The 25,009-nt window shown below is 54.7% G+C and carries 21 protein-coding genes and 1 riboswitch; of the genes, 12 read left to right on the forward strand and 9 right to left on the reverse strand.

Going from position 1 to position 25,009, the window contains the following annotated elements:
• Positions 1-26: 26 nt before the first annotated feature.
• Genes R6V78_RS06385 through R6V78_RS06405 form a run of 5 tightly spaced genes read right to left on the reverse strand, consistent with a single transcriptional unit; the run spans position 27 to position 4,880 of the window.
• On the reverse strand, positions 27-644 hold the full coding sequence (locus R6V78_RS06385) for a precorrin-8X methylmutase (RefSeq protein WP_410288504.1): 618 nt from the start codon (positions 642-644) through the stop codon (positions 27-29).
• The gene (locus tag R6V78_RS06390; protein ID WP_410288523.1) at positions 631-2,079 is read right to left on the reverse strand and encodes a cobyrinate a,c-diamide synthase; all 1,449 of its coding nucleotides are present in this window, start codon (positions 2,077-2,079) and stop codon (positions 631-633) included. The genes R6V78_RS06385 and R6V78_RS06390 overlap by 14 nt, the downstream gene beginning before the upstream one ends.
• Positions 2,076-3,020 (reverse strand): ABC transporter substrate-binding protein, encoded by a 945-nt coding sequence (locus R6V78_RS06395; RefSeq protein WP_410288505.1) that lies wholly within the window; start codon positions 3,018-3,020, stop codon positions 2,076-2,078. Before R6V78_RS06395 ends, R6V78_RS06390 begins: the two co-directional genes overlap by 4 nt.
• 16 nt (positions 3,021-3,036) lie before the next feature.
• Positions 3,037-3,813, reverse strand: a complete 777-nt coding sequence (locus R6V78_RS06400) for an ABC transporter ATP-binding protein (protein ID WP_410288506.1) — start codon at positions 3,811-3,813, stop codon at positions 3,037-3,039.
• A 2-nt stretch (positions 3,814-3,815) separates the two neighbouring features.
• Positions 3,816-4,880, reverse strand: coding sequence for a FecCD family ABC transporter permease (locus R6V78_RS06405; protein ID WP_410288507.1), 1,065 nt, complete (start codon positions 4,878-4,880; stop codon positions 3,816-3,818).
• A gap of 222 nt (positions 4,881-5,102) precedes the next feature.
• A riboswitch (cobalamin riboswitch) is annotated at positions 5,103-5,304 on the reverse strand.
• 156 nt (positions 5,305-5,460) lie between these two features.
• On the opposite strand from R6V78_RS06405, the gene R6V78_RS06410 reads away from it, so the two are divergent.
• The 9 genes from R6V78_RS06410 to R6V78_RS06450 all read left to right on the forward strand — a co-directional run bounded on the left by R6V78_RS06410 (position 5,461) and on the right by R6V78_RS06450 (position 17,868).
• Positions 5,461-6,819: an HDOD domain-containing protein gene (locus R6V78_RS06410; RefSeq protein WP_410288508.1), complete on the forward strand. Its 1,359-nt coding sequence runs from the start codon at positions 5,461-5,463 to the stop codon at positions 6,817-6,819.
• Between the two features lie 27 nt (positions 6,820-6,846).
• On the forward strand, positions 6,847-8,274 hold the full coding sequence (gene selA, locus R6V78_RS06415) for an L-seryl-tRNA(Sec) selenium transferase (protein WP_410288509.1): 1,428 nt from the start codon (positions 6,847-6,849) through the stop codon (positions 8,272-8,274).
• 4 nt (positions 8,275-8,278) lie between these two features.
• The gene (locus R6V78_RS06420) at positions 8,279-9,628 is read left to right on the forward strand and encodes a tetratricopeptide repeat protein (RefSeq protein WP_410288510.1); all 1,350 of its coding nucleotides are present in this window, start codon (positions 8,279-8,281) and stop codon (positions 9,626-9,628) included.
• A gap of 159 nt (positions 9,629-9,787) precedes the next feature.
• Complete coding sequence (locus R6V78_RS06425) at positions 9,788-10,021, forward strand: FmdB family zinc ribbon protein (RefSeq protein ID WP_410288511.1); 234 nt, start codon at positions 9,788-9,790, stop codon at positions 10,019-10,021.
• Complete coding sequence (gene hemC / locus R6V78_RS06430; RefSeq protein WP_410288512.1) at positions 10,021-10,956, forward strand: hydroxymethylbilane synthase; 936 nt, start codon at positions 10,021-10,023, stop codon at positions 10,954-10,956. Before R6V78_RS06425 ends, hemC begins: the two co-directional genes overlap by 1 nt.
• Positions 10,946-12,475: a uroporphyrinogen-III C-methyltransferase gene (gene cobA / locus R6V78_RS06435; RefSeq protein WP_410288513.1), complete on the forward strand. Its 1,530-nt coding sequence runs from the start codon at positions 10,946-10,948 to the stop codon at positions 12,473-12,475. The genes hemC and cobA overlap by 11 nt, the downstream gene beginning before the upstream one ends.
• Positions 12,476-12,525: 50 nt before the next feature.
• Entirely contained in the window at positions 12,526-13,545 is a 1,020-nt protein-coding gene (gene moaA, locus R6V78_RS06440) for a GTP 3',8-cyclase MoaA (RefSeq protein ID WP_410288514.1), read from the forward strand.
• Between the two features lie 219 nt (positions 13,546-13,764).
• On the forward strand, positions 13,765-15,870 hold the full coding sequence (locus R6V78_RS06445) for a hypothetical protein (RefSeq protein WP_410288515.1): 2,106 nt from the start codon (positions 13,765-13,767) through the stop codon (positions 15,868-15,870).
• A gap of 120 nt (positions 15,871-15,990) precedes the next feature.
• Positions 15,991-17,868, forward strand: coding sequence for an HD domain-containing phosphohydrolase (locus tag R6V78_RS06450; RefSeq protein WP_410288516.1), 1,878 nt, complete (start codon positions 15,991-15,993; stop codon positions 17,866-17,868).
• A 183-nt stretch (positions 17,869-18,051) separates the two neighbouring features.
• Here R6V78_RS06450 and R6V78_RS06455 read toward each other — a convergent pair whose 3' ends face one another.
• From R6V78_RS06455 to R6V78_RS06470, 4 genes are all read right to left on the reverse strand, one after another.
• Positions 18,052-18,858, reverse strand: a complete 807-nt coding sequence (locus tag R6V78_RS06455; protein WP_410288517.1) for a methyltransferase domain-containing protein — start codon at positions 18,856-18,858, stop codon at positions 18,052-18,054.
• A gap of 86 nt (positions 18,859-18,944) precedes the next feature.
• Positions 18,945-19,415: an HAD family hydrolase gene (locus R6V78_RS06460; RefSeq protein WP_410288518.1), complete on the reverse strand. Its 471-nt coding sequence runs from the start codon at positions 19,413-19,415 to the stop codon at positions 18,945-18,947.
• Between the two features lie 90 nt (positions 19,416-19,505).
• Positions 19,506-20,417: a DMT family transporter gene (locus R6V78_RS06465; RefSeq protein WP_410288519.1), complete on the reverse strand. Its 912-nt coding sequence runs from the start codon at positions 20,415-20,417 to the stop codon at positions 19,506-19,508.
• A gap of 10 nt (positions 20,418-20,427) precedes the next feature.
• Positions 20,428-20,721: a hypothetical protein gene (locus R6V78_RS06470; protein ID WP_410288520.1), complete on the reverse strand. Its 294-nt coding sequence runs from the start codon at positions 20,719-20,721 to the stop codon at positions 20,428-20,430.
• 1,303 nt (positions 20,722-22,024) lie between these two features.
• Here R6V78_RS06470 and R6V78_RS06475 point away from each other — a divergent pair.
• The 3 genes from R6V78_RS06475 to R6V78_RS06485 are packed head-to-tail and all read left to right on the forward strand — an operon-like array spanning position 22,025 to position 24,929.
• Complete coding sequence (locus R6V78_RS06475; RefSeq protein WP_410288521.1) at positions 22,025-22,996, forward strand: hypothetical protein; 972 nt, start codon at positions 22,025-22,027, stop codon at positions 22,994-22,996.
• A gap of 5 nt (positions 22,997-23,001) precedes the next feature.
• Positions 23,002-23,973 carry an NAD-dependent epimerase/dehydratase family protein gene (locus R6V78_RS06480; RefSeq protein WP_410288524.1) on the forward strand — a complete coding sequence of 324 codons (972 nt, stop codon included), beginning with the start codon at positions 23,002-23,004 and terminating at the stop codon, positions 23,971-23,973.
• 26 nt (positions 23,974-23,999) lie between these two features.
• Positions 24,000-24,929: an acyl-CoA N-acyltransferase gene (locus tag R6V78_RS06485; protein ID WP_410288522.1), complete on the forward strand. Its 930-nt coding sequence runs from the start codon at positions 24,000-24,002 to the stop codon at positions 24,927-24,929.
• The last annotated feature ends 80 nt before the right edge of the window (positions 24,930-25,009 follow it).

Below are 25,009 nucleotides of genomic sequence, written 5' to 3' on the forward strand. Positions count from 1 at the left end.
TTAAAAGCAGAAAAAACGATGCCGCACTATGGCTCCTCACCGGCCATGATAATCAGCGCGTTCACCACGGCTGCAGCCACATTGGACCCCCCTTTGCGGCCGACGTTGGTAATAGAGGGCACATCGCACGCCAGCAGCAGGGCCTTGGATTCGGCGGCGTTAACAAACCCCACCGGCAGCCCCACCACCAGCGCGGGCCGGGCCTTGCCCTGGTGGATGAGTTCAATCAGCCGCAGCAGGGCCGTGGGGGCGTTGCCCACCACGTAGATGCCGCCATTGAGTTCCGGAGCAGCCACGTTCACGGCCGCCCTGGCCCGCGTAATGCCCTCCCGGGATGCCGTCTCGGCCACCCGTTCATCGGTCATATAACAGACCACCCTGCCCCCGAACCGCGCCAGATCCCGCTGGCGGATACCCACACGGGCCATGTGGGTATCGGTAAAGATGGCGCAGCCGCTGCGGAGGGCGGCCACGCCGCTGGCGATGGCCTGCGGATGCAGACGGATCATCTGCTGCCACTCAAAATCAGCGCTGGTATGAATCACCCGGCGCACCACCGGCCATTGTTCGGCTGAGAATCCGTGATCGCCAGCCTCGCCGTCGATTGTCTGAAAACTCAACTGCTCAATCTCATGGGGTTTCATAAGTAGTCCCTTTATTTTTCTTTTTTTCAGCCCGCCACCGTCCGCAGGTGTTCACGAAATGGGTGGCTGCCTGTGGACAGCTGCCAAAATGAAGGTGCACATAACTGCCCAGCGTCTGGCCAACCCAAAAACCTTCGGTCGCCGCTTCCACGCCGGCGCGGTCGGTCATCCGATAGGCGCCAGAGACATCGGCGGTCCCATCAATCATGGTGGAGTAATGAAATTCATGCCCCCGCATGGACTGCCCGGCCGGTCCCAGGAGCGTGGCCCGGGTCTGAATGATTTTCCGGTACCCCAGGGCCTTGAGCCGGTCCAGCATACGGATGGCAAAAGGCAGGCAGCCGCACATGGGAAAAACATTACCGTCAAGGTCGCCCATTTCACGGCATAGGTACATGAATCCGCCACACTCACCGTATACGGGCATGTTCATCCGGCTCGATTCCCGAATCTCCTGTCGCATCAGGCGGTTTTCGGCCAATGCGCCTGCATGCAGCTCCGGATAGCCGCCGCCGAAGTAGAGACCATCCAGGCCTTCCGGCAGTCGGCTGTCAGCCAGCGGTGAGAAAAAAACCAGTCGGGCGCCGGCCGCCTGGAGAAGCTCCAGGTTATCCGCATAGTAAAAGCAGAAAGCGGCATCCCGGGCGACACCAATGCGCACACCGGACCTGTTCCCAACGGTTGCAGGACCGGGCGGCTTCGCTTGGAAATCAATATCAGGCAGCCGCTGAATCAACCGGTCAAGATCCAGCTGATTTTCGATCAACCCGGCCAAACGCGCGTGACTGTCCGGAGACAGATCGTGATCCTCCCAGGTCACCAGCCCCAGATGCCGCTCGGGAAAGGCGATGGCCGCATCGCGCATCAAACCACCAAGCACCGGCATACTTACATGCCCACCCATGGCCTCTTTCAGGTAGGTGAAGTGGCGCTCGCTGCCCAGATGGTTGAACAGCACACCGGCAAAAGCGAGCCCATCGTCGAAGCCTTCGAATCCCTTGACCAGCGCGGCGGCGCTGCGGGCCATCGAACGTGCCCCCACCACCAGCAACACCGGAAGCCCGAGCCACTTGGCCATCTGGGCGGTGGAGCCGGCCTCGCTGCGGCCGTCGAAGCCGTCGAAAAGGCCCATCACCCCTTCCACCACAGCCATATCGGCACCGGCTGTGTTTCTGACAAAGGTCTCCAGGTTGTAGGCTTTCGAAAGCATCCAGCCGTCCAAATTCCGGCTGGTCCGTCCGGTGATGCGGCTGTGGTGGCCGGGATCGATAAAATCAGGTCCCACCTTGAAGGGTGCGACCGTGTATCCCCGGGCGGCAAGCGCCGCCATCAATCCTAACGTGACAGTGGTTTTGCCTGCCCCGCTGTGGGTGCCGGCGATGACGATACCTTTGATGACAATGTCCTTCCTGGGCAGCGCGGTGGGGGTTTTCAGTCGCTCACGCCGGCTGAACGCAGAATCCGCCGGCCTGCCTCACAGTAGATTTGCGGGTAGAGCAGACAGCCGATACGATAGATGCCCCTGAGCAGCCCCAGTGTCGGCCGTGAGACGATCGCCTCATCGACCAGGTAGACGCGTTCCGATTTGACTGCCGAAATGGCACCAAATCCCGGTTCCGACCGGATCACCTCCACGGGAACCTGGTTCATGGCGCCGTGTTGGGACAGAAAAACATCGATCTCGGCGGCATGCGACAGCAGCCGCTCCTTGCCGTATACGGCGATGTTGTTGTCAGCCCTTACCGGGGCATCCGTGGCCACATTGATTCCACCGGCGGTTTCCAGGGCAAAGATGGCCATGGCCTGCGGTGCAAACGTTTTCATTTTGCTGTGAATGGCCTCGAAATAGACCCGCTGGGGATTCTCGACCTGCGCAGCCAGACGTTTGAAATCGTGCACCGCCATCTTGAAAGTACGAACCATGTCGTCGGCCTGCGCTTCCCGACCGCAGAGCGTGCCAAGAATCCGCCAGTATTCCTCCAGTTGATCCACGCTGGTAGGCTGCAGCGACACCACCTGGATTGCGCTTTTTTCCAACCGCTGCACCAGCCGTGCGTACCCGCGTTCGATCATGGGCCTGATCAGGACCAGGTCCGGACGGGCGGCCAGAAACCGCTCCGGGTCGTCGTGATAGGAATAAATCGGCAGTCCTTCGGCTCCGGGCAGGCGGGATGACTGGCCGTCGACGCCGATAAGCCGATCGGCTGCACCCATGGCCAGCAGGTTCTGGGTATGAGCACCGTAAAGCGAAATGATGCGGCCATACGGACCCTGGTTCCAAACGGATTCATCCAGCTGAAATTCAGTGGCAAAGCCGGCACCACCCCAAAACAGCCCGGCGATCACAACGCTGCAGATTGTCCATTTGCACTTCAATGTCTGATTTCCCCGATCACGTTCTTTTGCAGCGGACCTGGAGGCGTCCGGTGAAGTCATCAATCGCCACCCGGGCCTGAACGTTGAATACTGTTTTCAGGTTCTGCGGCGTCAGCACATCCTCTGTGGGACCGGCGGCCACCACCCGGCCCGCTTTCAGCATAACCAGCTCCTGACTGTAAGCCGCAGCCAGATTCAGGTCCTGAAACACGGCAATCACCGTCCGTCTTTCAGTCTGAACCAGGTCTGCCACCCGATCCAGGAGCGTCAGGGCATGGCAGACGTCCAGGTTGGCGGTTGCCTCGTCCAGAACCAGCACCGGTGTATTTTGGGCCAGCGCCCGCGCAAAAATGACCCGCTGGCGCTCCCCACCACTCAAGGAGGTAATGGGACGATCCTTGAATACCCGCACATCACAGTCAGCCATGGTCTGCGCCACCCACTGCATATCTTCAACGGACGGTGCACCGAACCGCGGGGTGTGGGGGTAACGCCCCATAAAGACCACCTCTTCGACCGTAAAGGGAAAGTTGATGCCGTAATCCTGGGGCACCAGCGCGATCTGCCTGGCCAGCGCCCGCTTGCCGTAGGCAGCCAGGGGTTTATCTTTGTAGCGCAGATCACCCCTATGAGGTACCCGGTGCCGGCAGATCAGGTCCAGCAAGGTGGTCTTGCCGCACCCGTTGGGGCCGATGATGCCGGTAAAACAGCCGCCACGCAGGTCCAGATCCAGGTCGTCGAAAAGGGTCTTGCCCGGATGGGCGAATCCAACTCCGCAAAGTGAAAATCCCACCTTTAGATCCCCCTCGTACCGGTCTGGCGTTTGCGGAACAGGTAGCAGAAAAAGGGACCACCGATCAGTGCCGTGAGCACGCCGATGGGGATCTCATGGGGCAGCACCGCCCGGGTCACCGTATCCGCCCACAGAAGCAGAATCGCTCCACCCAGAAGGGAAAGGGGGAGCAGGCGCCGGTTGTCCGGCCCCACCAGGGCCCGCATCATATGGGGAACCAGCAGCCCCACGAAGCCAATGATGCCTGAAACGGAGACGCAGGCTGCCGCCACCAGTGAGGCGGTGATGAGCAGAATCCAGGGAACCCGGCGGGCGTCCACCCCCAAAGATGCGGCTGCCCGGCGTCCCAGGCACAGCAGGTTCAGGTCGCGGGCATAGAAGACGAATACCACCAGGCCGACGAGCAGGAAAGCGCCGCTCAAGCCCACATCGGTCCAGGTTTTGGATGCGAAGCTGCCCATCAGCCAGAAAATAATCACCGACACCTGTTCGTCGGCCACGAACTTCAGGTAACTGATGCCAGCGGAGAGGATGGCCGCCACAATGATGCCCGACAGGATAAGGTTGTTCGCGTTGGCCCCACCTGCGGAGGAAGAAAGGTAAATGACCAGCAGCAGCGTACCGGTGGCCCCGATGAAGGCGCACACCGGTACGCTGTAGATACCCGCCGCGGTCAGGTTCAGCAACAGCGCCAGGGCAGCGCCAAAGGCGGCGCCGGCGGAAACCCCCAAGGTGTATGGATCAGCCAGCGGGTTGAGCAATATGCCCTGAAACACCACCCCGCAGAGCGCCAGCCCGCCGCCTACCGCCGCAGCGGTAAGAATGCGCGGCAACCGAACCTCCATGATGATGACCCGGGTCAATTCGTCAAGGCCGGCGGTCAACGCTGCGCTTCCCGTCAGGCTGCCGCCCACAACCCGCAGCACATCCAGCCAGGCGATCTTCAGATAGCCCATACCGGCCGACAGGCTGATGGTCAGCAGCAATGCCAGGGCCAGCAGCACAACCAAAAGACGGCTGTGGTGCTGGAGGCGTTTGGGCGGGTTCTGGGACAATGCGTCGGGCATGGTTGTTCTGTCTCTGCGGGTATTTTTTAACCGGTACCCGGTCCAGCGGGCACAGCTTGAAAAACCCGTTTGTGAAATGGGTCTTCCGGGGTCTGGTTGAATCTTGATTTTACCTGAACCAATAAAAAACCCTTCAAACCTGTTTTCCGGTCTGAAGGGTTGCACCCAGTTTACTTGGCCCTTAACTATTTAAATGGCCGAGAACGCTTTTCCAGGAAGGCTTCTCCGGCACATGTGCAAGGCAGGTCTTCTGGCTTCCCCAAACGCCGGGCGCCTTCCCACACCGGCATTCCGGGACAGTGGCATATGGCCCAACGATTCCCTTTCGTCCAGACGAAAGGGGAAGGGTTACAGCGGCGGGACCGCTCCCGGTTCTCACGGGATTCCCTATTAAGCGAAACGCACCTTTACACCCGCTTGTAAGTTAAATCCCCATCCCTGTCAATGACCAATGCCTTGAATCCGGCTGATTTGCGTTCACCGGAACTATCTGGAAAAGGTGATCCCATGGTTGAAAACCATAGGTTATTAATGGTATGCTTCGCGGTTAGAAATTATCGTGAATGGAAAGCAGGCCAGAATGGGAATATCAAAGAATTATCATGTGGCCTCTGGATCCTTCGAGGTGGGCAACACCCAACCCCGCCGGCTTCAGGCATTTTTAGGCACTTGCGTCGGCGTGGCCGTGTTCGATGACACCGCCGGTGTCGGAGGGCTTATCCACCTGCTGTTGCCGGAACCCGTCAGCATCCAAAGCATGGACCAGCCTGAAAAATTTGCCACCACCGGCATGCCGCTGTTTTTGAACAAACTGCTGGAACTGGGCGCCACCCGGAAAAAAATGCAGGCGGTAATTGCCGGCGGTGCACTAGTGGGCCCATTGACGCCTCAGGACATACATCTGGATATCGGCGGCAGAACCGCGGAAAAAGTGATCGCTACACTGAATGCCGAAGGAATTCAGATGGTGCGATCGGAGACGGGCGGTTTTTTCACCTGCTGCATCGAACTGGACATGCAGAACTGGCAATACGCTATCCAACCGGTCGGGTTCGACGCGGTGGGGATGACCAGCGACGAGGCGTCACCACAGGCTGCAGACGTCCAGCAGACCATCGAATCCATCCAGCCGATACCCCAGGTCGCCCTGAAGGTCCTGCGCATCATCGAGGAAGGCGCCTACGAGATCGATAAAGTGGCCGAAGAGGTGAAAAAAGATCAGGTCATCAGCGCCCGAACCATCCAGTTGTGCAACTCGGCCATGTTCACCAAGCATCACGATGTGGCATCGCTGGATCATGCCCTGGTCTTCCTTGGCCAGGAACTGTTTATCCGACTGGTCATCTCCGCTGCCGTACAAAGCTATTTCAGCCAGAGCGGCAACGGCTACAGCCTGTGCAAAGGGGGCCTTTACCATCACGCCATCGGCACGGCCAGGCTCGCTGAAAAGATTGCCGGCCTGACCGCAACAGCCTTGCCCGGCATCGCTTACACGGCCGGGCTTTTGCACGATATCGGCAAGGTCGTCCTGGACCAGTATATCACCGGGGCCTACCCGATGCTCTACCGTGAATTTCAGAACCGCCAGTCAGAAATCATCGACGTGGAGACCCGAATCCTTGGCATGGATCATACCCGTGTGGGTGCATTGCTGGCCAGGCGGTGGTCCCTGCCCGACTGCCTGGCCAACGCCATCCGATTTCACCACAGGCCGGAAGAGAACCAGGGCAGCGACGCCCTGACCACCATTGTTTATCTGGCGGATCTGCTCATGTCCAGGTTTCACTCCGGTCTCGAGCTGGAGCGCATGGGCACGGAAAATCTAACCGACCACCTGTCACGCCTTGGCCTGTCGAGCGGACAGTTCAACGAACTTGTGGATCTGATTCCAAGCAAAATTTTGGAATCAACCATGCAGCCAAATGAAAACGGCAGCTGACCCGACACCCGATTGAGAACCGAGTCCATGGAAGAAGACAAGCAGACACAGTTGAGACAACTCCCCGGGGTGGACCGTTTGCTCGAATATGGGGCAGAGGGCCGACACTTCGACCACATCCCCAAATCGGTATTGATCCCTGCCATCCGAGCTGCAATCGACGACCTGCGGGCCATGGTTCTGACTTCGCAGACGCCCCTGGACAGCGATCGCTTTTCCCGCGACAGCCTTGTGGCTGAGGTTAAAAAAAGAGCCGGGCGAACCCTGGCGCCAAAGCTGAAACGCACCGTCAACGCCACCGGCGTAGTGGTGCACACCAATCTAGGGCGTTCATTGCTCTCGCCGGTGGTCATGGAACGCTTGACATCCATCTCCGGCCGCTATTCTAATCTGGAGTTTGATCTTGAAAAAGGACGGCGTGGCTCCCGTTATAGCGCCGTGGAAGGTATCCTGTGTGAGTTGAGCGGAGCCGGGGCCGCCATGGTCGTGAACAATAATGCCGCAGCCGTATTGCTATGCCTGGATACGCTGGCCGCAGGCCGGGAGGTGATTGTTTCACGCGGTGAACTGGTGGAAATCGGCGGTTCATTTCGCATTCCCGACGTGATGGCAAAAAGCGGTGCCATCCTTAAAGAAGTGGGAGCAACCAACCGGACCCATCCGCGGGACTACGAGAACGCCATCGGTGAAAAGACCGGACTGCTGCTCAAGGCCCACACCAGCAACTACCGCATCGTGGGATTCACGGCCGCGGTGTCACTTCCCGATTTGGTGTCCATGGGTCGGCGCCACAACCTGCCTGTCATGGAAGACCTGGGCAGCGGCACCCTGGTCGATCTTTCCAAATACGGCCTGATCAAAGAGCCCACCGTCCAGGAATCCCTGGCTGCGGGTGTGGATGTGGTCACCTTCAGCGGTGACAAACTGCTGGGCGGTCCCCAGGCAGGCATCATTTTGGGTGCCAGGCAGCATATCGACCGGATCAAGGCCAATGCGCTGACCCGGGCCCTGCGCATCGACAAACTGACACTGGCCGCACTGGAATCCACCTTGCAGCTCTACCGTGACGAGAACCAGGCGGTGCTTCAGATTCCCACCTTGCGGATGCTGACCCTGCCATTGGCCGTCATCCAGGCGCGCGCCGCCGAATTGAAATCTCGTCTGGAAAGGAATTTCGATGGACGGCTCAGCGCAGTGCTGCTGGATCTTTCTTCAAAGGCCGGCGGCGGTTCGCTCCCCCTTTTGGAATTGCCCAGCCGCTGTGTCGGTGTCACCGTAGACGGGGTTTCGGTCAATACGGTCGAACTGTGGATGCGCAACAACACGCCGCCCATTATCGGCCGAATCGAAAATGACCAATTTATCATCGACCCGCGAACCCTGCAGGAAGAAGAGTTGGATATCATTGAAAAGGCCTTTACAGACATGCTGGCCGACAGCGCCGCGAGAAGGTGAATCAATGGCAAGACATTCCCCGGATCTGTTTAAAAATCGAAGCGCGACACAAGAATTCCTCTACTCCCATTCAGATGACGGCATGGACGACCAGACGTCGCCCGGCATCCTGACCGGTTGCGACGGCAACGCTGCACCCCGCAGTCACTTTGCCGACATGCTCGACCGAACGGAGTTATTGGCTTTCATCGACACCCACCTGCATGGCGCGTCTAAACTATGTGCCATTGCGGTCAGGTTTGAGTGGGCGGCCGGGGTGAAAGCGGATGATGAGGCGCGGACAGCCCTCCCGGAAGAGGCAATCATTCCCATCGCCACAATCTGCCAAAGGCACCGCGGCGCGTGGTCGCAGATCGCCCGCAATCGTATCACCTGCGTGTTGCCGCAGCTTGGCGCTGCTGAAGGCAGGCTCGCGGCCAGACATCTTCTGGATGCATTCCAGGGCGAACAGCGCCCGCTGACAACCATCGGCGTGGCCACATACCCGACGATCAACTTCACCCGCAGCCAAACTGTGGAAAACGCTGAAAAAGCCCTTGAACACGCAGGATTTATCGGTCCCGGCACGATTATCGATTTCGATGCAGTGAGCCTCAACATCAGCGGAGACCGCCATTACCAGGCTGGCGATATCGCCGGCGCCATGGCTGAATACCAAAAGGGATTGCGGCTTGATCCTGTGGATATGAACCTGCACAACAGCCTGGGGGTCTGCCATGGTGTTTTAAAAGATTACGATAACGCCCTGACCGCCTTTGACAATGCAATCTGGCTTTCTCCGCAGGAAATGATGGCCATATACAACAAAGGATATATTCTCCTGCTCAAAGGCAAACGCGAGCAGGCCCTGGAATGCTTCCTTGATGCAGATGCCCGGGAACCCAATGTTTTCGAAGTGATCTTTCACCTCGGCCAGACGTTCATGGAAATGGGTGCCACCGAAAAGGCCCGACCCTACCTGGAGGCCGCCTCCCGGGCCAACCGCCGATCCGGACCCGCATGTAAAAGCCTCGGACGATGCCTGGAAATGCTGGGGTTGACCAAGGAAGCGATCCAGGCTTACAAGCGGGCAGTTAAAATAAACCCTGTCGACGCAGAGTCGCTCTCAATTTTGGGCCGCCTCTACAGCCAGCGGGGTGAAAGCCTGGATGTGGCTTCGGTGCTGTGCGAGCAAAGCGTCCGGCTATCCCCGGACAACGGCATTTTCAGGCACCGCCTGGGTCATGTTTACCTAAACCAGGGGAAACTGGGCCATGCACTGGCGGAATTTGAGCTGGCGGTGGCGCTGGGTCATGACAGCCAACCGCAGATCGCGGCAACCCAGGACCGCATGATGGAGGCAAAGGCTTCTTAAACCGTGCCTTGCGTGGCCAGGGCCGGCCCGTCCGTATGGTCAAGCGCGACCGGTGGCTGTTGTTAACCCGTCTTTCGTGCTTATGATAATTGCTCCCCGTGGCTTGTCGCGGGGATTGCCATGATGCCTGAATTTGCAAAAAAAAGGAGTGAATGTTCCATGCCCATCTATGAATACCACTGCAACGGCTGCGGCCACGATTTCGAGTATCTGGTGCTGGGCGGCGGCGAACCGGACCAGTGCCCCGTGTGCAAGGCCGACACGGTTTGCCGACTCATGTCCACCTGCGGTTTTGTCAGCAAAGGCAGCGGCGGCCAGACGGTGAACACATCGGCCTCATCGTCGTCATGCTCCGGATGCAGCGCATCAAGCTGTGCCGGATGTGGCCACTGATGGCCGGTGACATCGTCACCATCGGAACCCGGGGCAGCCAATTGGCTCTCTGGCAGGCGAACTGGGTGAAAGATTCCCTTTGCCGCCACCATCCGGATCTAACCGTCGAACTGACCATCATCAAAACCCGGGGAGACAAGATTCTGGATGTACCGTTGGCAAAAGTGGGTGGCAAAGGACTGTTCGTCAAGGAAATCGAAGAGGCGTTGTTGGATGGGCGCATCGATCTTGCCGTTCACAGCATGAAGGACATGCCCGCTGATATTCCCGATGGTCTCTGCATCGGTGCCATCCCTGATCGGGAAGAAGCCCGCGATGTTCTGATCACCCGCAGCGGTCTGACGTTGGATCGGTTGGAAAAGGGAGCCCGGGTTGGCACAAGCAGCCTTCGCCGCTCCGCCCAGCTGCTGCATGTGCGCCCCGACATGATCATCGTTCCCCTGCGGGGGAATGTGGACACCCGCCTGAAAAAGTTGGACAGCGAGGCACTGGAAGCCATCGTGCTGGCAGCCGCCGGTGTCCGCCGTCTGGGGCTGGCCCACCGAATCACCGAAATCCTGGCGGAATCAGTCATGCTTCCGGCGGTGGGACAAGGCGCTCTGTGCATCGAAATCAGGGATAAAGACCCGCGGGTTGGCCCGGTGGTTGCCGCCCTGGACCATTTACCAACACGGCAGGTGGTTCTGGGCGAACGAGCATTTTTAAACCGCCTCGAAGGCGGCTGCCAGGTTCCCATTGCCGGGCATGGGCATATCGACGAAAAAGGATACACCCTCACCGGTCTGGTGTGCGATGTCGACGGCTCCCATCAAATCAAACAATCACGAACCGGTCCCGTGATCCGAAGCGAACGGATCGGCCTGGAGTTGGCCGAAACGCTGCTGGACATGGGGGCCGGAGAGATCCTGGAAAGACTGAACGAAGATGTACAGTAAAAACAAAACAGGCAAGGTATTCCTGGTAGGCGCCGGTCCCGGCGACCCCGGCCTGATCACCGTAAAGGGCCGGAACTGCATCGCCGGGGCCGATGTCGTGGTCTATGACTATCTGGCGTCGCCGGTCCTGCTGGCGGAGACCAACCCGGACGCGGAAATGATTTACGTTGGCAAAAAAGGGGGCGACCACACCCTGCCCCAGGACGGCATCAACGCCCTGATTGTAGAAAAAGCCAAACAGGGAAAAGTGGTGGTGCGACTCAAGGGAGGGGACCCCTTTATCTTCGGCCGCGGCGGTGAGGAAGCAGAAGTCCTCATCGCCGCAGGCATCCCGTTCGAGGTCGTTCCGGGCGTCACTGCCGCCATCGGGGCATCGGCTTATGCGGGAATTCCGTTGACCCACCGGGATTATACATCCGATGTTGCCTTTGTCACCGGCCACGAGGACCCGACCAAGGCCGAATCCAGTATCGACTGGAAGGCCCTGGCAACAGGCATCGGCACGCTGGTGTTTTTTATGGGGGTTAAGAACCTGCCGACCATCGCCGCAAATCTGGTTTCCAACGGCTGTGCAGCCGATACGCCCGTCGCGGTTATCCGCTGGGGTACCACCCCCAAACAGAAGACCGTGACCGGCACCCTGGATACGATTGTCGACGAAACCCGCAAAGCCGGACTCAAAGCCCCTGCCATCATCATTGTCGGCGGCGTGGTCAATCTTCGAAAAACTATGCAGTGGTTTGAGACCCGGCCCCTGATGGGTCGGCGCATCGTAGTTACCCGGGCCCGTGAGCAAGCCAGTGACCTGGTTCACCAGTTGACGGAATGCGGTGCCGAATGTATTCAGTGCCCCACCATCCAGGTGGTTCCGCCCCCGAACTGGGAATCTTTAGACAAAGCCATCGGAATCCTCTCCCAGTATGACTGGGTCGTCTTCACCAGCGTCAACGGGGTGGATTACTTTTTCCGGCGCCTCTTTGAAAACGGTCTGGATGTGAGGTCCCTGGGACACATCAAAACCGCCACCATCGGCCCTGCGACTGCAGACCGGTTAAGGGCCTGGGGGTTGAAAAGCGACCTCCTCCCTGAAAGCTACCGCGCCGAATCTGTGGTTAAGGCATTCTCCACCACGACGCTAAAGGGCGGCAGGATCCTGCTGCCCAGGGCCAGGGAAGCGCGCAGCGTGCTTCCGCTCGAGTTGACCCGCATGGGTGCGACTGTGGATGAGGTGACGGCTTATGCAACCCTTCAAGCGGCAAACAACGCGGAGGACATGATCGCCCGCCTGGCTGCCGGCACCATCGACATGGTCACGTTCACCAGTTCATCAACAGTGAAAAACTTTTGCCGACTGCTGCCACCGGACCGTGCTGAACGGCTGATGCAGGGTGTCACCGTGGCCAGTATCGGCCCCATTACATCCCAGACAGCCCTGGATCTGGGCCTTTCGGTTGCAATTGAGGCGGATACGTACACGATTCCCGGTCTTGTCCAGGCAATCTTGGGCTACCGTGGTTAATTTTTTGTGAAAATTTTATCCACCAGCATCGGCTGGTGTCAGGAACAGCTATGGGCAACCCGTTTGAGAAAGGGATAGGGATTGGCTGTGAATTGGTGGATCGGGAAAATCGCCACCTGAACTACCTGCGGATTTCCATAACCGACCGCTGCAACCTCCGGTGCCTTTATTGCGTGCCGGAGGGCCGAATTCCCAAACTCCCACATGGGGATATCCTCAGCTACGAAGAGATTCTGCGACTGGTGCACATCGGCATTGGCCTCGGCATCCGTAAAGTACGCGTCACTGGCGGAGAACCCCTGGTTAGAAAAGGGGTGATTGATTTTTTGGCCCAGTTGACGCGTATACGCGAATTGGAAGATGTCTCATTGACGACCAACGGCGTTCTCCTCGCCCCCAACGCCCAACGCATATTTGATGCCGGCATTCGCCGGATCAATATCAGCCTGGATTCACTGGACGCGGTAAAATATGCCCAGATCACCGGCTACGACCAGTTTAAGCAGGTGTGGACGGGAATTGAGCGGGCTCTCGAAATCGGCTTTATGCCCATTAAAATCAATGTCGTTGCCATGCGAGGCATCAACGACGACGAAATCCTGGACTTCGGCAGGCTTTCACTGAATCATCCCTTCCACATCCGGTTTATCGAATACATGCCCATCGGAAACAGCCGGACCAGCTCCCGTGATCAGATTCTGACCCCGGAAATCCAAGCCAGGATTGCCACCATCGGGGAGTTGATTCCGGTCAGCAATGGTCACAATGACGGTCCGGCCAGACGCTTTTGCCTGAAAGGTGCGCAGGGAGAGGTCGGATTCATCAGCGCATTGAGCCAGCATTTCTGCAGCCATTGCAACCGCCTGCGGTTGACGGCGGACGGAAAGCTTCGCGCCTGTCTGCTGTCCGATCACCACGCCCCCCTCAGGGAGTTGTTAAGAAGCGGTGGGTCGGATGGACAACTGGCAGAGATTTTTCGAATTGTCGTGCAGCAAAAAGCGGCTAAACACCGGCTCTGCCCTGACGGTATGACAACCGTTAAAGACCAGATGCAGGGTATCGGTGGTTGACAGACCACTACCCCTTGTTGGCATCCCCTGCTTGTCCATTTTCGCACCGACACAATTCCAATTTTAATATAACCCTTTGCATAAAAAGGGAATTTATGTTAGGCGTTTCTACGGATGAATGCAGGGATACCAACCTGCCCATCCGGGTACCTTGGTTCCGAACAGCAATTTCATCTGAATTTCTTGCATTGATCCGGTAGCCGACACTGAGGTTCAACCATGGAACGGGCAAGCCTGTACCCGGATGCCGCCCAAGCAGACACGGCAGTCAGTCCAAACGAAAAATTGCTCATTTCCGCCCCGCCCCCCCCATCACCCGTTATGGAGGCCGCCTGCACCGCCACACAGATCAGCCAGCGCCAATTAATCAACAAGCTCAACCACCTCAATTTTCTTGACAAGCCCCTTTACGTTACTTTTCGCCATCAAGCCTACCACCGGGGGTTGTCCTTGAAAGCCAAACCGCAGCCCTGCCATGACAACCATTTAACCTGCCTGTGGCAGCAGGATGCCTGCAGCGTTGTCAACCATCCGGAGTCCTTTCGTTTCAAGAACATTCTCATCCCCGACGGCAGGCGTTTTCTGGTGGTCGAACCGGATGTACAAGAAATCGATATACATTCGATCCAGCTCATTCTTCCGGAAACCTGCAGGGCCCAGGACGCCCGCAGCACGAGGCGTTACCCGTGCAGGGGCGTCAACGTTTATGTGACCCAGAACGGGGCCTTGTTTTATGGCTCGATGATTGATTTTTCCACCTTCTCCTTCAAAATCCAGGTTCGGACCACCCCGCCCCAGACCTTTGACTGGATGAATAACGACCTGCCGATGAATGTCATCCTGTTTGATGGCAGCCGAACCTTATTTTCCGGAGCATGCCGAATTGTCAAGAAAAGCCACGGCCATAAAAGTCAGGACTGGATCGTAACACCCGTTAACAGGCATCTACGACGGTTCAATCCGAAAGAGTTCAGAAGCACCCGCCAGCTGATGGTCCCCTTGCCGACCATCAGCTTCGTCCATCCGTTATCAAAAAAACAGGTCAACCTGGAAGTGCTCAACCTGTCCGGGTCCGGCCTGGCGGTTCGGGAAGAGTTCAAGCACGCAATGCTGTTGCCGGGATTGATCATTCCGGACCTTCAAATCTGCTTTGGCGACGGGTCCCATGTTACCTGTTCAGTGCAGGTGGTCTACAGCCAGCAGATCGAGGATGTCGGCAAAACGGCAATGATCCGGTGTGGACTTGCAATTCTGGACATTCCCGCGGATGAACACGTTAAGGTGCTCTCCCTCATTCATCAGACCGACAACAAGAATGCCTATATCTGCCACCGGGTCAATCTGGATGACCTGTGGGATTTTTTCTTTGAAACCGGTTTCATTTACCCCCAGAAATATGAATATATCGAGAAGCATAAAGCCCGCATCAAAGAGACCTACAAAAAACTTTACACGCAAAATCCAAATATTGCCCGGCACTTCATCCATCAGCGCAATGGCCAGATTCTGGCGCACATGGCCGTGGTCCGCTTTTACGAGAAGGCATGGATGATGCATCACCTGGCTGCCATTCGATCTTCAAGCAATCGGGGAGGCTTGGCGGTGTTTAACCAGATGGGCAGTTTCATCAATGATTCGCACCGGCTCAACTCCATAAAGATGAGTTACGCCTTCTGTTACTACCGCCCGGACAACAAATTCCCCAACCATGTGTTCGGAGGTGCGGCCAAAAGCATCCTAAACCCCAAAAGATGCTCCGTTGACCAGTTTGCCTATTATCATTTCCGAAAAATCGAGCATCGGGGATGCAAGTTGCCCGAAGGCTGGCACATTGAACCCATAACAGACAGCGACCTTGCCGATTTTGAGTGTTACTACGAAGAACAATCCGGTGGATTGCTGATTCAAGCTTTGGATTTAAGTGCCGATAACCACGACATCAAGGAGACGGAGCAGGCCTTTGCGCAAATCGGGCTGCTTCGATGCCGCCATCTCTTTACGCTCAAGATGGCGGATATACTCAAAATCGTGATCATTATCGACATCGCCGATATCGGATTGAACATGTCCGATTTGACCAACTGCGTCAAAATCATCATCCTGAACCATGAGGGCCTTGATGGTCAGATCATTCAAACGAGCCTGTCGGATCTCTTCGACAGGTTGCAGCTCGAAGACATGCCCGTACTTACCTATCCGGCGCAGAGCGCAAGGGCATTGGGCATTCCCATGGAAAAACTATATAATCTGTGGATTTTCGACCTGAACTATACGGATGATTATTTTAGATATTTGAAGCGGTTATTAAAATTCTTCAAACATTAAAACGTGATTATGCGGTCATCTCCCGAACCCCCAAAAAAAACATTCACTGAAGACAGCGCCCTGTATAACAGCCGGGGGATAAATGTATGGGTCAGGCTGCTAAAAGAGAAATACAGCTATGTGAATATTGAAGAGGTTTTAGACCATGCGGGCATGAAGCCGTATGAAATCGCCGACCAGGGTCACTGGTTTACCCAGGTCCAGATTGACCGCTTCTATGAGAAAGTAGCCCAACTTACCGGTAATACGAATATTGCAAGAGAGGCGGGACGTTTCGCCGCCTCGCCCTCCCTGGTTCCCGCCTTGGGTCATTTCATTTTTGGTCAGTTGGGGCCGGGAAAAGTATATCAAATCATCGGCCACGCTTCTGAAAACTACGCCAGATCGTCTAATTATCAAACCAAAAAAATATCCGCCAACAAAGTAGAAATCACCGTAACACCAAAGCCCGGGGTTAATGAAAAGCCCTATCAGTGTGAAAACAGAATGGGCCTTTTAGAAGCCATTGCCATCGGGTTTACCAACAAGCTTCCCCGGATCGAACATACCCAATGCATTTTTACGGGCGCAGAAACTTGTAAATATTTAATTTCTTGGGAAATATCGAGTTCTGAAATTTTCCGGATCATTCAGAACTACCTGACACTTTTTCTGATTTTTTCCTGCATCGTGCTGGCTTTTTTCAAACCTGAAGAAACGGTTTCGTTTTATTTTCCCTTATTCCTGATCATTTTCTTGTTTCTAGGATGCACCCACCTGCTGTTTCAGCAACGCGAGCTAAAAAAGAGTTTGAATATCCTCAGTGACTCAGCTGACCGACTGATGGATGAAACTCAGATTAACTACAACAATACACTGCTGACCAATGAAATCGGACAGACCATCAGCAAATTCACCAATATTAAAGATGTAATGGAAACGGTAGCCTCCCTTTTTGAAAAACGCCTGGATTACGACCGTGGTTTCATCCTGCTGGTCAATGAAGACCGATCTTTGTTGGAATTTCGTGCCGGTTTCGGATATGATCAGGAAAAACTTGATTTCATAAAAAAATCCGCGTTCCATTTGAATAAAGCGGACTCAAAAGGTGTCTTTGTCGTTTCCTTTCGAGAGCAAAAGCCCTTTCTCATCAATGATATTGAAGAGATCAGTCCCAACCTTTCCAAAAGAAGCCTGGCATTTGCCCACCAGATGGGCACACAGTCTTTTATCTGCTGCCCCATTATCTGTGACGGAAAGTCAATCGGCATACTCGCTGTCGACAACCTTAGATCCAAACGTCCCTTGGTTCAAAGTGATCTAAGCCTTCTCATGGGCATCGCATCGGTGATCGGCATCAGCATCAACAACGCGGATCTGCTGGAGGCCCGACAGCGTCAGTTTGGTTCCATCCTGCACGTGCTGGCGGCAAGCATTGACGCCAGGGACCCCCTTACCGCCGGCCATTCGGAGAAGGTCACCGAATTTGCGCTGGGGATCTGTGACGAGTTGAACCTGTCCACCAATTACAGAGAAATGATACGTGTTGCCTCCCTTTTGCATGATTACGGTAAAATCGGTGTCCCTGATTCCATTTTAAAGAAACCGGGGCGCTTGACCAAAGATGAGTACGAGAAGGTAAAAACCCACGCCCAGAAGACACAAACCATTCTGGAACAAATCAACTTCGAAGGGATATTCAGCCAGGTCCCGGAAATTGCCGGATCCCATCATGAGAAGATGGACGGAAGCGGATATCCCAATGGCCTTAAAGGAGATGAGATTCCTTTGGGGGCTAAAATCATCGCCGTGGCCGATTTCTTTGAGGCTGTGACTGCTAAACGCCATTATCGAGATCCGCTTCCCATTAATTACGCCTTGCGTTTATTGGAGAAGGGACGTGGAATTCATTTTGACGAAAAGGTCGTTGATGCCTTCACCCGACACTATGAAAAGGAATTACTTGAGACTCAATTCCTTGAGGAGGAAAACATGATCCGGATGCAGCGGGTTTCCTGAAACAAGACATCGATCCAGTTTGCCCCCATCCGCGGCGAAGCAAGCAGCGTTGCCGAAAAAAGCGTGCCGCTTTCCAATTCCGTCGCAGCCCTCGCCATCAGTAAAAAACGCGCACGGATGAAAATCGATTCCCCGCTCGCTGACCCCGCCGCAAGCGGCGAGGCGTGCGCTCGCTATCGCGGTTCACCCGGTTCGAACACCTCGACAGCAAATGACCGGTGTGTAGATGAAGCGCCGTGGATCGGCAAAAGCGGATTTAAATTCAGAATAGAACCCGGCATACCCATCTGCGTATTCTTCAAAGCCATATCCTGAATTTTGGGCTGCCACCTCCACCTTTTTGGTCCAATCGTAATCCTGGACCTGGTCCAGTTCTCCAAAGATTAGGTGGTGCGTATTCATGGTGACGTCGATGGATTTAAAATCAAGGTCGTATAGCATGGAGTATAGCTTGATTCCCATATGGGGGTCAAAATCAGCATCCCGACCCAATTTGCTGATAATTGCACGGATGGCGTTTTTCAATCGAGCAGGGATGCCGTATTGATTCAGGCAGTTGTGGTCTAAATCAATCAGGCACAAGATGCCTCCGGGCTTGACCATACGGGTTACATTGCTGACAATATCGAATGCCCGGGTCCGATAGTACTCGAGAACAAAACGTATCAATACATAATCGAACCTGCCGAGATCATCCAGTGGGTTCAAAATATTTCTGCACGCAAAGGTGATCTCCGGCCCCCCATAATTGTCAACGGCATGTTGAATACGGTCTAAAGAGTTATCGATGCCTACCGCCCTGCCGCCCGGGGCAGCCAAGTGGTGGAGAAGTGCGGTAATTTTCCCCGGTCCGCAGCCCATATCCGCAATGCGCATGCCCGCCTTTAAACCCGACCATTTGACCTGTGCGGTAATCTGGTCGACATCTACTTTAATCTCAAGGCGGTTGGCCTCTTCACCATTTTCCATGAGATAATTTAATGCATCCATTTCGCTTTCCACATGTTCTCATACTGCGCCTTCAAATCGTCAACGTGGTGCTGGATTGGCAATTATTCTGGCTTTGGGCCCTCTTATCATTTTCGCAGCGTTGCCGTGAGCCGCAACGGATACATGAGCAATTCAAGGGCCGAAAGGATATCCGTACAGACGATGTCCGCCGCTTTCAAGCTCGCCATGGAAGCCCCTTCACCCAATATCACCGCGATGCCCAGGGCGGAGTCCGCCAGCATCAGCGCATCGTTTCGTCCGTTGCCGATACTGGCCGTTCGATCCGCGCCCAGCTGTTTGATAAAGTTGACCTTGGCCATGTCCTGGCACCCCGGCGCCAAAACAGTCAGCCGACAATTGACGCCCGCAAGGCCGTCGGCAGCCTTGCCGAAAGTATCGGCGGTGACCACATATATCGCCATCTCGGACGAGAGGCGGTTGAGGGCATCCCTGACACCGGGAAGCAACTCACCATCAACGGCCAACGTACCATTATAGTCGAGCACAAGATTCTCAAGCGTCAACGTTCCAAAACCGGGTATCTGTAAAGACGCCATGGTGTTCTCCTTTCAAAGCGGTCGCTCGTCGAAGTCAGACGTGCTTGTCAACTCAACCGCAGACAGTCAAGCCGTGCGCGCTTTTGCGTTTCAAAAGCGCACCTTGGATTTGGCCAAGTGGAAACCTGAAACCGGCAGGTGGTTCAAGGTGACGCCGACTACCACCAAAAGGGCTCCGACAAGCAGTGACGGCGTGAGTGGTTCTTTGAGGACGATGTGAGCCAGGCAGATCGCGCTGATGGGCACAAAATTGATGAACATGCTGGCCCGGGCCGGACCGATCACGCGGATCCCCTCGTAGTACCAGACAAATCCCAATACCGTCCCGAATAAGCCAAGGTAGGCCAGATTGCCCCAGTCCGCCAGTGAATATGCCGGTGCGGCCAAAGGCATTCCCTCCATGCAGGCTGGAATCAGTAATGTCATCACACCGACGCCCGCGGAATGGGATACCGCAGCCAAAGCGGAAAGGTCACGCATCACCCGTTTACCAAGCAGCGAATAGGCCGCCCAGCTCAACACGCATCCGAAAATGAATAAATCCCCAATGCCGATGCCGCCGGTAAACAGGGCCAGCGGATCTCCGCCGGAAATCGCGGTGACAGCCCCGGTTACGGAAATCAGAATACCTGCAGTCTTGATCGGGGTCAGGGATTCCTTAAAAAACAGGGCCGATAAAACAGAAATGACAATCGGGTTATTGGCAATGATGATGGAGGCCCGGCCAGCGGGTATCAGCTTCAATCCATTGAAGAAAAATACATTGTAAGCCAATACGCCGGTCAGTCCCAGCAGCAACACGGGCAGAATCTGATGCCTCTGCAGTCTGGGGATCCTGCCTTCGCGCCGCACAACAATGACATAGAGACACACTGCGGCAATAAGAAAACGAAAAAATGCTGCGGAAAACGGGGGAACGGAACCGGCCAGCATTCGACCGGAAATAAAGGTTCCCCCCCAAAAAAAGGCGGTCAACAGCAATTTTAAATAGATGATCAGCATCTGGGAGCTTTTAATTATCCGCTGCCATCTCCGCCTTGTTTTCCAGCATCCGCATCTGGCTCTCGGAAATAATTCCCTTTTCCACCATGATGTCTCCAATTCCGGCCCAGCGCAGTTCATCGACTTTTAAAATCGTTTCCGGGCGTTTGTTTTCTAGACTGTAGAAGGTGTATTTAAGGGTCAGTTCCGCTTTGGGCAACAGGGAAAACGCCCGTTTATAATAAATGAAGTGATGGTTCAGGATGTGATATCCGGCGGCGACGATGAGACCGATAAGGATATATTTTTTGATCTGAATCCACATCGACAGGCCTCCTGAGTGGTATGTTTCCTTAACGCCGGCCGCGGTTGCCGCCGCTGGGTAAGCAGGACATAATTGACCTCAGCGACCTTAAAAAAACGGCGCGCCTTTGAACGCCGGTCGCCGTTTTTATTCGTATTGGCGCCGGAGGCCGGAATCGAAGCGGCCCGGAGTTGCCCCCGGTGGATTTTGCGTCTGTAATTCTTGGCTGACCGAAAATCTTCAATTCCAATATATTGATTTCATGTCAGAATCAAGATTTATTTTGGGTAAAAAAAATTGACCTTTTCTCAATATCTATGTAAAAAAGGTTATATTTTTTGGCTGAATCCTCTCAATTTGCTGATTTTCAATTCAATCCACACCTTTCAATCACAATAACCTACTATGATTATTTAATATAATTATTTTGGCACACATATTGCTTTCTAGATGATAGACCAATTATTACGTGGCGGTTGCATTCAATGGCTAAGTAATGCGGCTTTGGGGTCGAATTTATGTGAACAAAATATTTGCCGCGTGAACCATAATTACATTCCTTGAATTAATTCGGATTAAAGTGGTTTTTGCTGACCATGAGACCGAAAAAGTAATTTGAGTACCAAGGAGGTAAGATGGAAAAGTTTAAATTTATTTCAGCGTGTATTGTGGGCGGCATTGCTTTTTTGATTGTCCTCGTTCTAAATAGATTTGAATGGGGGCGTAGATTAAACGAATGGGCTCTGAAAATCTAAAGAAGCGCCCATACCTTCCTATCGCTGGCATCAGATAGATGGTGTTCTATGGTGCGACGGTGCAAGGCTTTTGGTTTTAATCACCAGTAAACGATGACAATTGATTGGTCCTCAAAAAAACACCCCCCCGCTATTCCTTGGGACAGAATTCAGAAATTGGTGTCATGGATATGGATTCTGATGAATGCTCACGGCTCACCGATAAACACGAATGCCCCCCAATATCTGGGATTGCCGCGCCTTTAGGACCGTCAACTTCATGATGAGGGGTGGTTTCACCCGCTATTACGCGACGGCGGATTGGATCGATTTGCCGTTCGGCGTGGGCAATAAAATTTTCGACCCTCATGATACGCGCCGCACAACTGACAACCATTGATGCATGCAACCAAAATTCCATCAGGGGGAGAATAAAATTGTAATGAGAGGTACCAAAATGCTACATAAAGTTTTGAAGAAAATAAGGAAATAATGGGCAGGACATAGGAACTTTACGCACATCACGGCTTTCAGGATGGCAATGCTTGTGTTGATCGGCCTGAAGCCGAATGGAAAACGGCGGAGGGCGAATGGGAAAAAGGATCTTCTTCATCTGTGGTTCGATGAATCAGACAACCCAGATGGTCCAGATCTCCAGGCACCTTTCCGAGTACGAGCATTCCTTCTCGCCCTACTATTGCCACGGCTTTGACGAGATTCTTCGAAGGCTCGGGTTGATCGAATTCACGATAGCAGGCAACAGGATGGTGGAACGCTGTCGGACCTATCTGCAGGATCATGGCCTCCGCATCGACTTCCAGGGCAAGAAGCGGCCCTACGATCTGGTGGTTACCTGCTCGGACGTTTACATCCAGAAGAACATTCGAGACAGCAGGATCGTACTGGTTCAGGAAGGAATTATCGATCCGGAATCCATTATGTTCCATCTCGTCAAACGGTTCCGATTTCTTCCTCACTGGATGGCGGACACAGCGATGACCGGTCTCAGCGATGGATACCGTTTTTTCTGTGTTGCCAGTGCTGGATATCGCGATTTCTTCATCCAAAAAGGTGCGCGTCCCGAGAAGATCGTCGTTACGGGGATACCCAATTTTGATAACTGCCGGCGATATTGCACAAACGACTTTCCCTACAGGCACTACGTGCTGGCCTGCACGTCGAACCTCAGGGAGCTATTCCGGCGTGAGGACCGCCCGGCCTTCATCCGCAGGGCGGTGGAGATCGCCGGGAACCGGCAGCTTATCTTTAAGCTGCACCCGAACGAAAATATCGAGCGCGCCAACCGTGAAATAAAAGCGCATGCACCGGAAGCCATGGTGTTGGCGACTGCAAGCGCGGAAGAAATGATTGCTAACTGCGATGCCCTGATTACGCGATTTTCGTCGACTGCCTTCGTCGGAGTTGCGCTCGGCAAGGATACTTACTCGGACTTCGATATGGACACATTGCGGCGCCTTATGCCTCTTCAGAACGACTCGGCGGCTTTGAATATCGCCAATGTCTGCCGCCGGGTTCTTGAAAAGGGAGAAAATGGCAATTGAAGGCCTTGGTTACAGGAGCGACGGGGTTTATCGGCAGCCACCTGGTGGAAGCCCTGGTGCAACGAGGGGTCCAGGTCAGATGCCTCGTACGGGATATGCGGCGCTTAGGATGGGTGAAAAACCTCCCTGTTGAGTTTGTGGTCGGAAATTGCCAGGAGAAGCGTTCTCTGAAACAGGCTGTTCAGAATGTCGATCAGGTTTTTCATCTGGCGGGTGCGATAACGGCCATCAAGGAAAAAACGTATTTCGAAGTCAATGGACTGGGTACGGAGAACCTCGTTCAGGCCTGCCTCGAAAACAATACCCGTCTCAAAAAGTTTATCTATCTTTCCAGCCAGGCAGCTGCGGGTCCGGGTCGAAACGGAGGGCGGAAAAGTGAATCGGACCCTTGTGAACCGGTCTCGCCCTACGGGAAAAGCAAATTGTTGGGGGAGGAATTGGCCCTGTCCCATTCCCATGAGCTGCCTCTGGTCATCCTGCGGCCCTGTGCCGTTTATGGCCCCAGGGATAAAGGCTTTTACGCGCTTTTCAAATGCCTCTCCAGGCGCATCAAGCCTTGCCTCTCCGACCACGATCAATGCATCAGCATGTGCTATGTGCAGGATCTTGTCCATGCGATCCTCCTGGCGGCCGAGGCCCATACAATGAACGGGGAAGTATTTTTCCTGTCAGATGGTTATGACTACCGGATGGAGGAAATTGGAGACGCCTTTGCGCAAGCGATGGAGTTAAGCGCACGGCCGCTCCGCCTTCCCGGACAAGTGCTTTTCGGCCTGGCCTTTTTTGCAGAATGTTGCGCCAGATTCACCGGCAAGCCTTCGATCCTGAGCAGAGGCAAGGTAAGGGAAATGATCTGTAAGAATTGGCTCTGCGACACCACCAAAGCCAAAACTTTATTGGGTTTCAAGCCTCGGATCGCACTTGCCCGGGGAGCTGAATTAACCGTCGCCTGGTACAAAAATGAAAATTGGCTATAGCAATGAGACCTTATAAAAGAGCAGATATGGCCGGCATTGAGATCATTACTGTAGAAAGAAATCGGGAACTCAAGGACTTCATTGATCTGCCCTGGAAAATTTATGCCGAGTACCCCAAATGGGTACCTCCCCTCAAAAAAGAGCTCCGCCGGATGCTGGATCCCGGCATACACCCTTTCTGGGAGTTTTCCGAGCGCATCCTCCTGCTGGCCCGACGCGGCGCGGAGACGGTTGGCAGGATCGCGGGAATCATTGATCGCCATCATAACGATCTGCACGGCGAACAGATGGGTATATGGGGATTCTTTGAATGTGCGGACGACCCGGGGGCGGCCGCAGCGCTCTTCTCTTCGGTGGAGACCTGGGCTCAAAGCAAGGGGATGACCTTCCTGAGAGGCCCTCTCAACCCATCGGTCAATTACGAGGTGGGGTTGCTAATTGACGGGTTTGAGTATCCCCCTGCTTTGATGATGCCTTACAATCCGCCTTATTATCCGAGTCTGGTCGAATCGTGCGGTTTCACCAAAGAAAAGGATCTATTTGCCTTCCTGATCGATGCGCCCTACCAATTGCCTGAGTGGATGAATCGGCTTGCGGAACGGATGGCTCAAAAAAAAGGGATTCACATCCGGGGTTTTCGGCTAAAGGATCCGGACCCTGAATTTGCCTTGGTCAGGGAGATATACAACGACTGCTGGTCCGACAACTGGGGGTACGTGCCCATGACCGATCATGAAATGGTGGAGGTCGGAAACAGCATGGCAAAAATTGCGGATCCAGACCTGGCCTTCTTCATCTATTTTGAGGATGAACCGGCAGGGGTGTGCGTAATTTTGCCCGATATCAATCCTTTGCTCAAGCGTCTCAACGGGCGCATCGGCCTGTCGGGGTTGCTGAAGGTCCTCCTGTATCGGCGGGAGATCACCGGCTTGCGGTGCCGGTTTTTTCACTTTTAACATCAGCCAATTTTTCGAGATGGGCCAGGCGGACCTTCGGAGTTTTTTCCAGTGGCACCCCTGGATATTTTTGTTTCTGG

Origin of the sequence: Desulfosarcina sp. (genome assembly GCF_046496365.1) — a bacterium.
Lineage (GTDB): Bacteria > Desulfobacterota > Desulfobacteria > Desulfobacterales > Desulfosarcinaceae > Desulfosarcina.

Bases quoted from the DNA above. Each gene is read 5' to 3' on its own strand.
- R6V78_RS06385 (WP_410288504.1), bottom strand. From the start codon at position 644: ATGAAACCCCATGAGATTGAGCAGTTGAGTTTTCAGACAATCGACGGC.
- R6V78_RS06405 (WP_410288507.1), bottom strand. From the start codon at position 4,880: ATGCCCGACGCATTGTCCCAGAACCCGCCCAAACGCCTCCAGCACCAC.
- R6V78_RS06410 (WP_410288508.1), top strand. From the start codon at position 5,461: ATGGGAATATCAAAGAATTATCATGTGGCCTCTGGATCCTTCGAGGTG.
- selA (WP_410288509.1), top strand. From the start codon at position 6,847: ATGGAAGAAGACAAGCAGACACAGTTGAGACAACTCCCCGGGGTGGAC.
- R6V78_RS06420 (WP_410288510.1), top strand. From the start codon at position 8,279: ATGGCAAGACATTCCCCGGATCTGTTTAAAAATCGAAGCGCGACACAA.
- R6V78_RS06425 (WP_410288511.1), top strand. From the start codon at position 9,788: ATGCCCATCTATGAATACCACTGCAACGGCTGCGGCCACGATTTCGAG.
- hemC (WP_410288512.1), top strand. From the start codon at position 10,021: ATGGCCGGTGACATCGTCACCATCGGAACCCGGGGCAGCCAATTGGCT.
- cobA (WP_410288513.1), top strand. From the start codon at position 10,946: ATGTACAGTAAAAACAAAACAGGCAAGGTATTCCTGGTAGGCGCCGGT.
- moaA (WP_410288514.1), top strand. From the start codon at position 12,526: ATGGGCAACCCGTTTGAGAAAGGGATAGGGATTGGCTGTGAATTGGTG.
- R6V78_RS06445 (WP_410288515.1), top strand. From the start codon at position 13,765: ATGGAACGGGCAAGCCTGTACCCGGATGCCGCCCAAGCAGACACGGCA.
- R6V78_RS06455 (WP_410288517.1), bottom strand. From the start codon at position 18,858: ATGGATGCATTAAATTATCTCATGGAAAATGGTGAAGAGGCCAACCGC.
- R6V78_RS06460 (WP_410288518.1), bottom strand. From the start codon at position 19,415: ATGGCGTCTTTACAGATACCCGGTTTTGGAACGTTGACGCTTGAGAAT.
- R6V78_RS06465 (WP_410288519.1), bottom strand. From the start codon at position 20,417: ATGCTGATCATCTATTTAAAATTGCTGTTGACCGCCTTTTTTTGGGGG.
- R6V78_RS06470 (WP_410288520.1), bottom strand. From the start codon at position 20,721: ATGTGGATTCAGATCAAAAAATATATCCTTATCGGTCTCATCGTCGCC.
- R6V78_RS06475 (WP_410288521.1), top strand. From the start codon at position 22,025: ATGGGAAAAAGGATCTTCTTCATCTGTGGTTCGATGAATCAGACAACC.
- R6V78_RS06485 (WP_410288522.1), top strand. From the start codon at position 24,000: ATGGCCGGCATTGAGATCATTACTGTAGAAAGAAATCGGGAACTCAAG.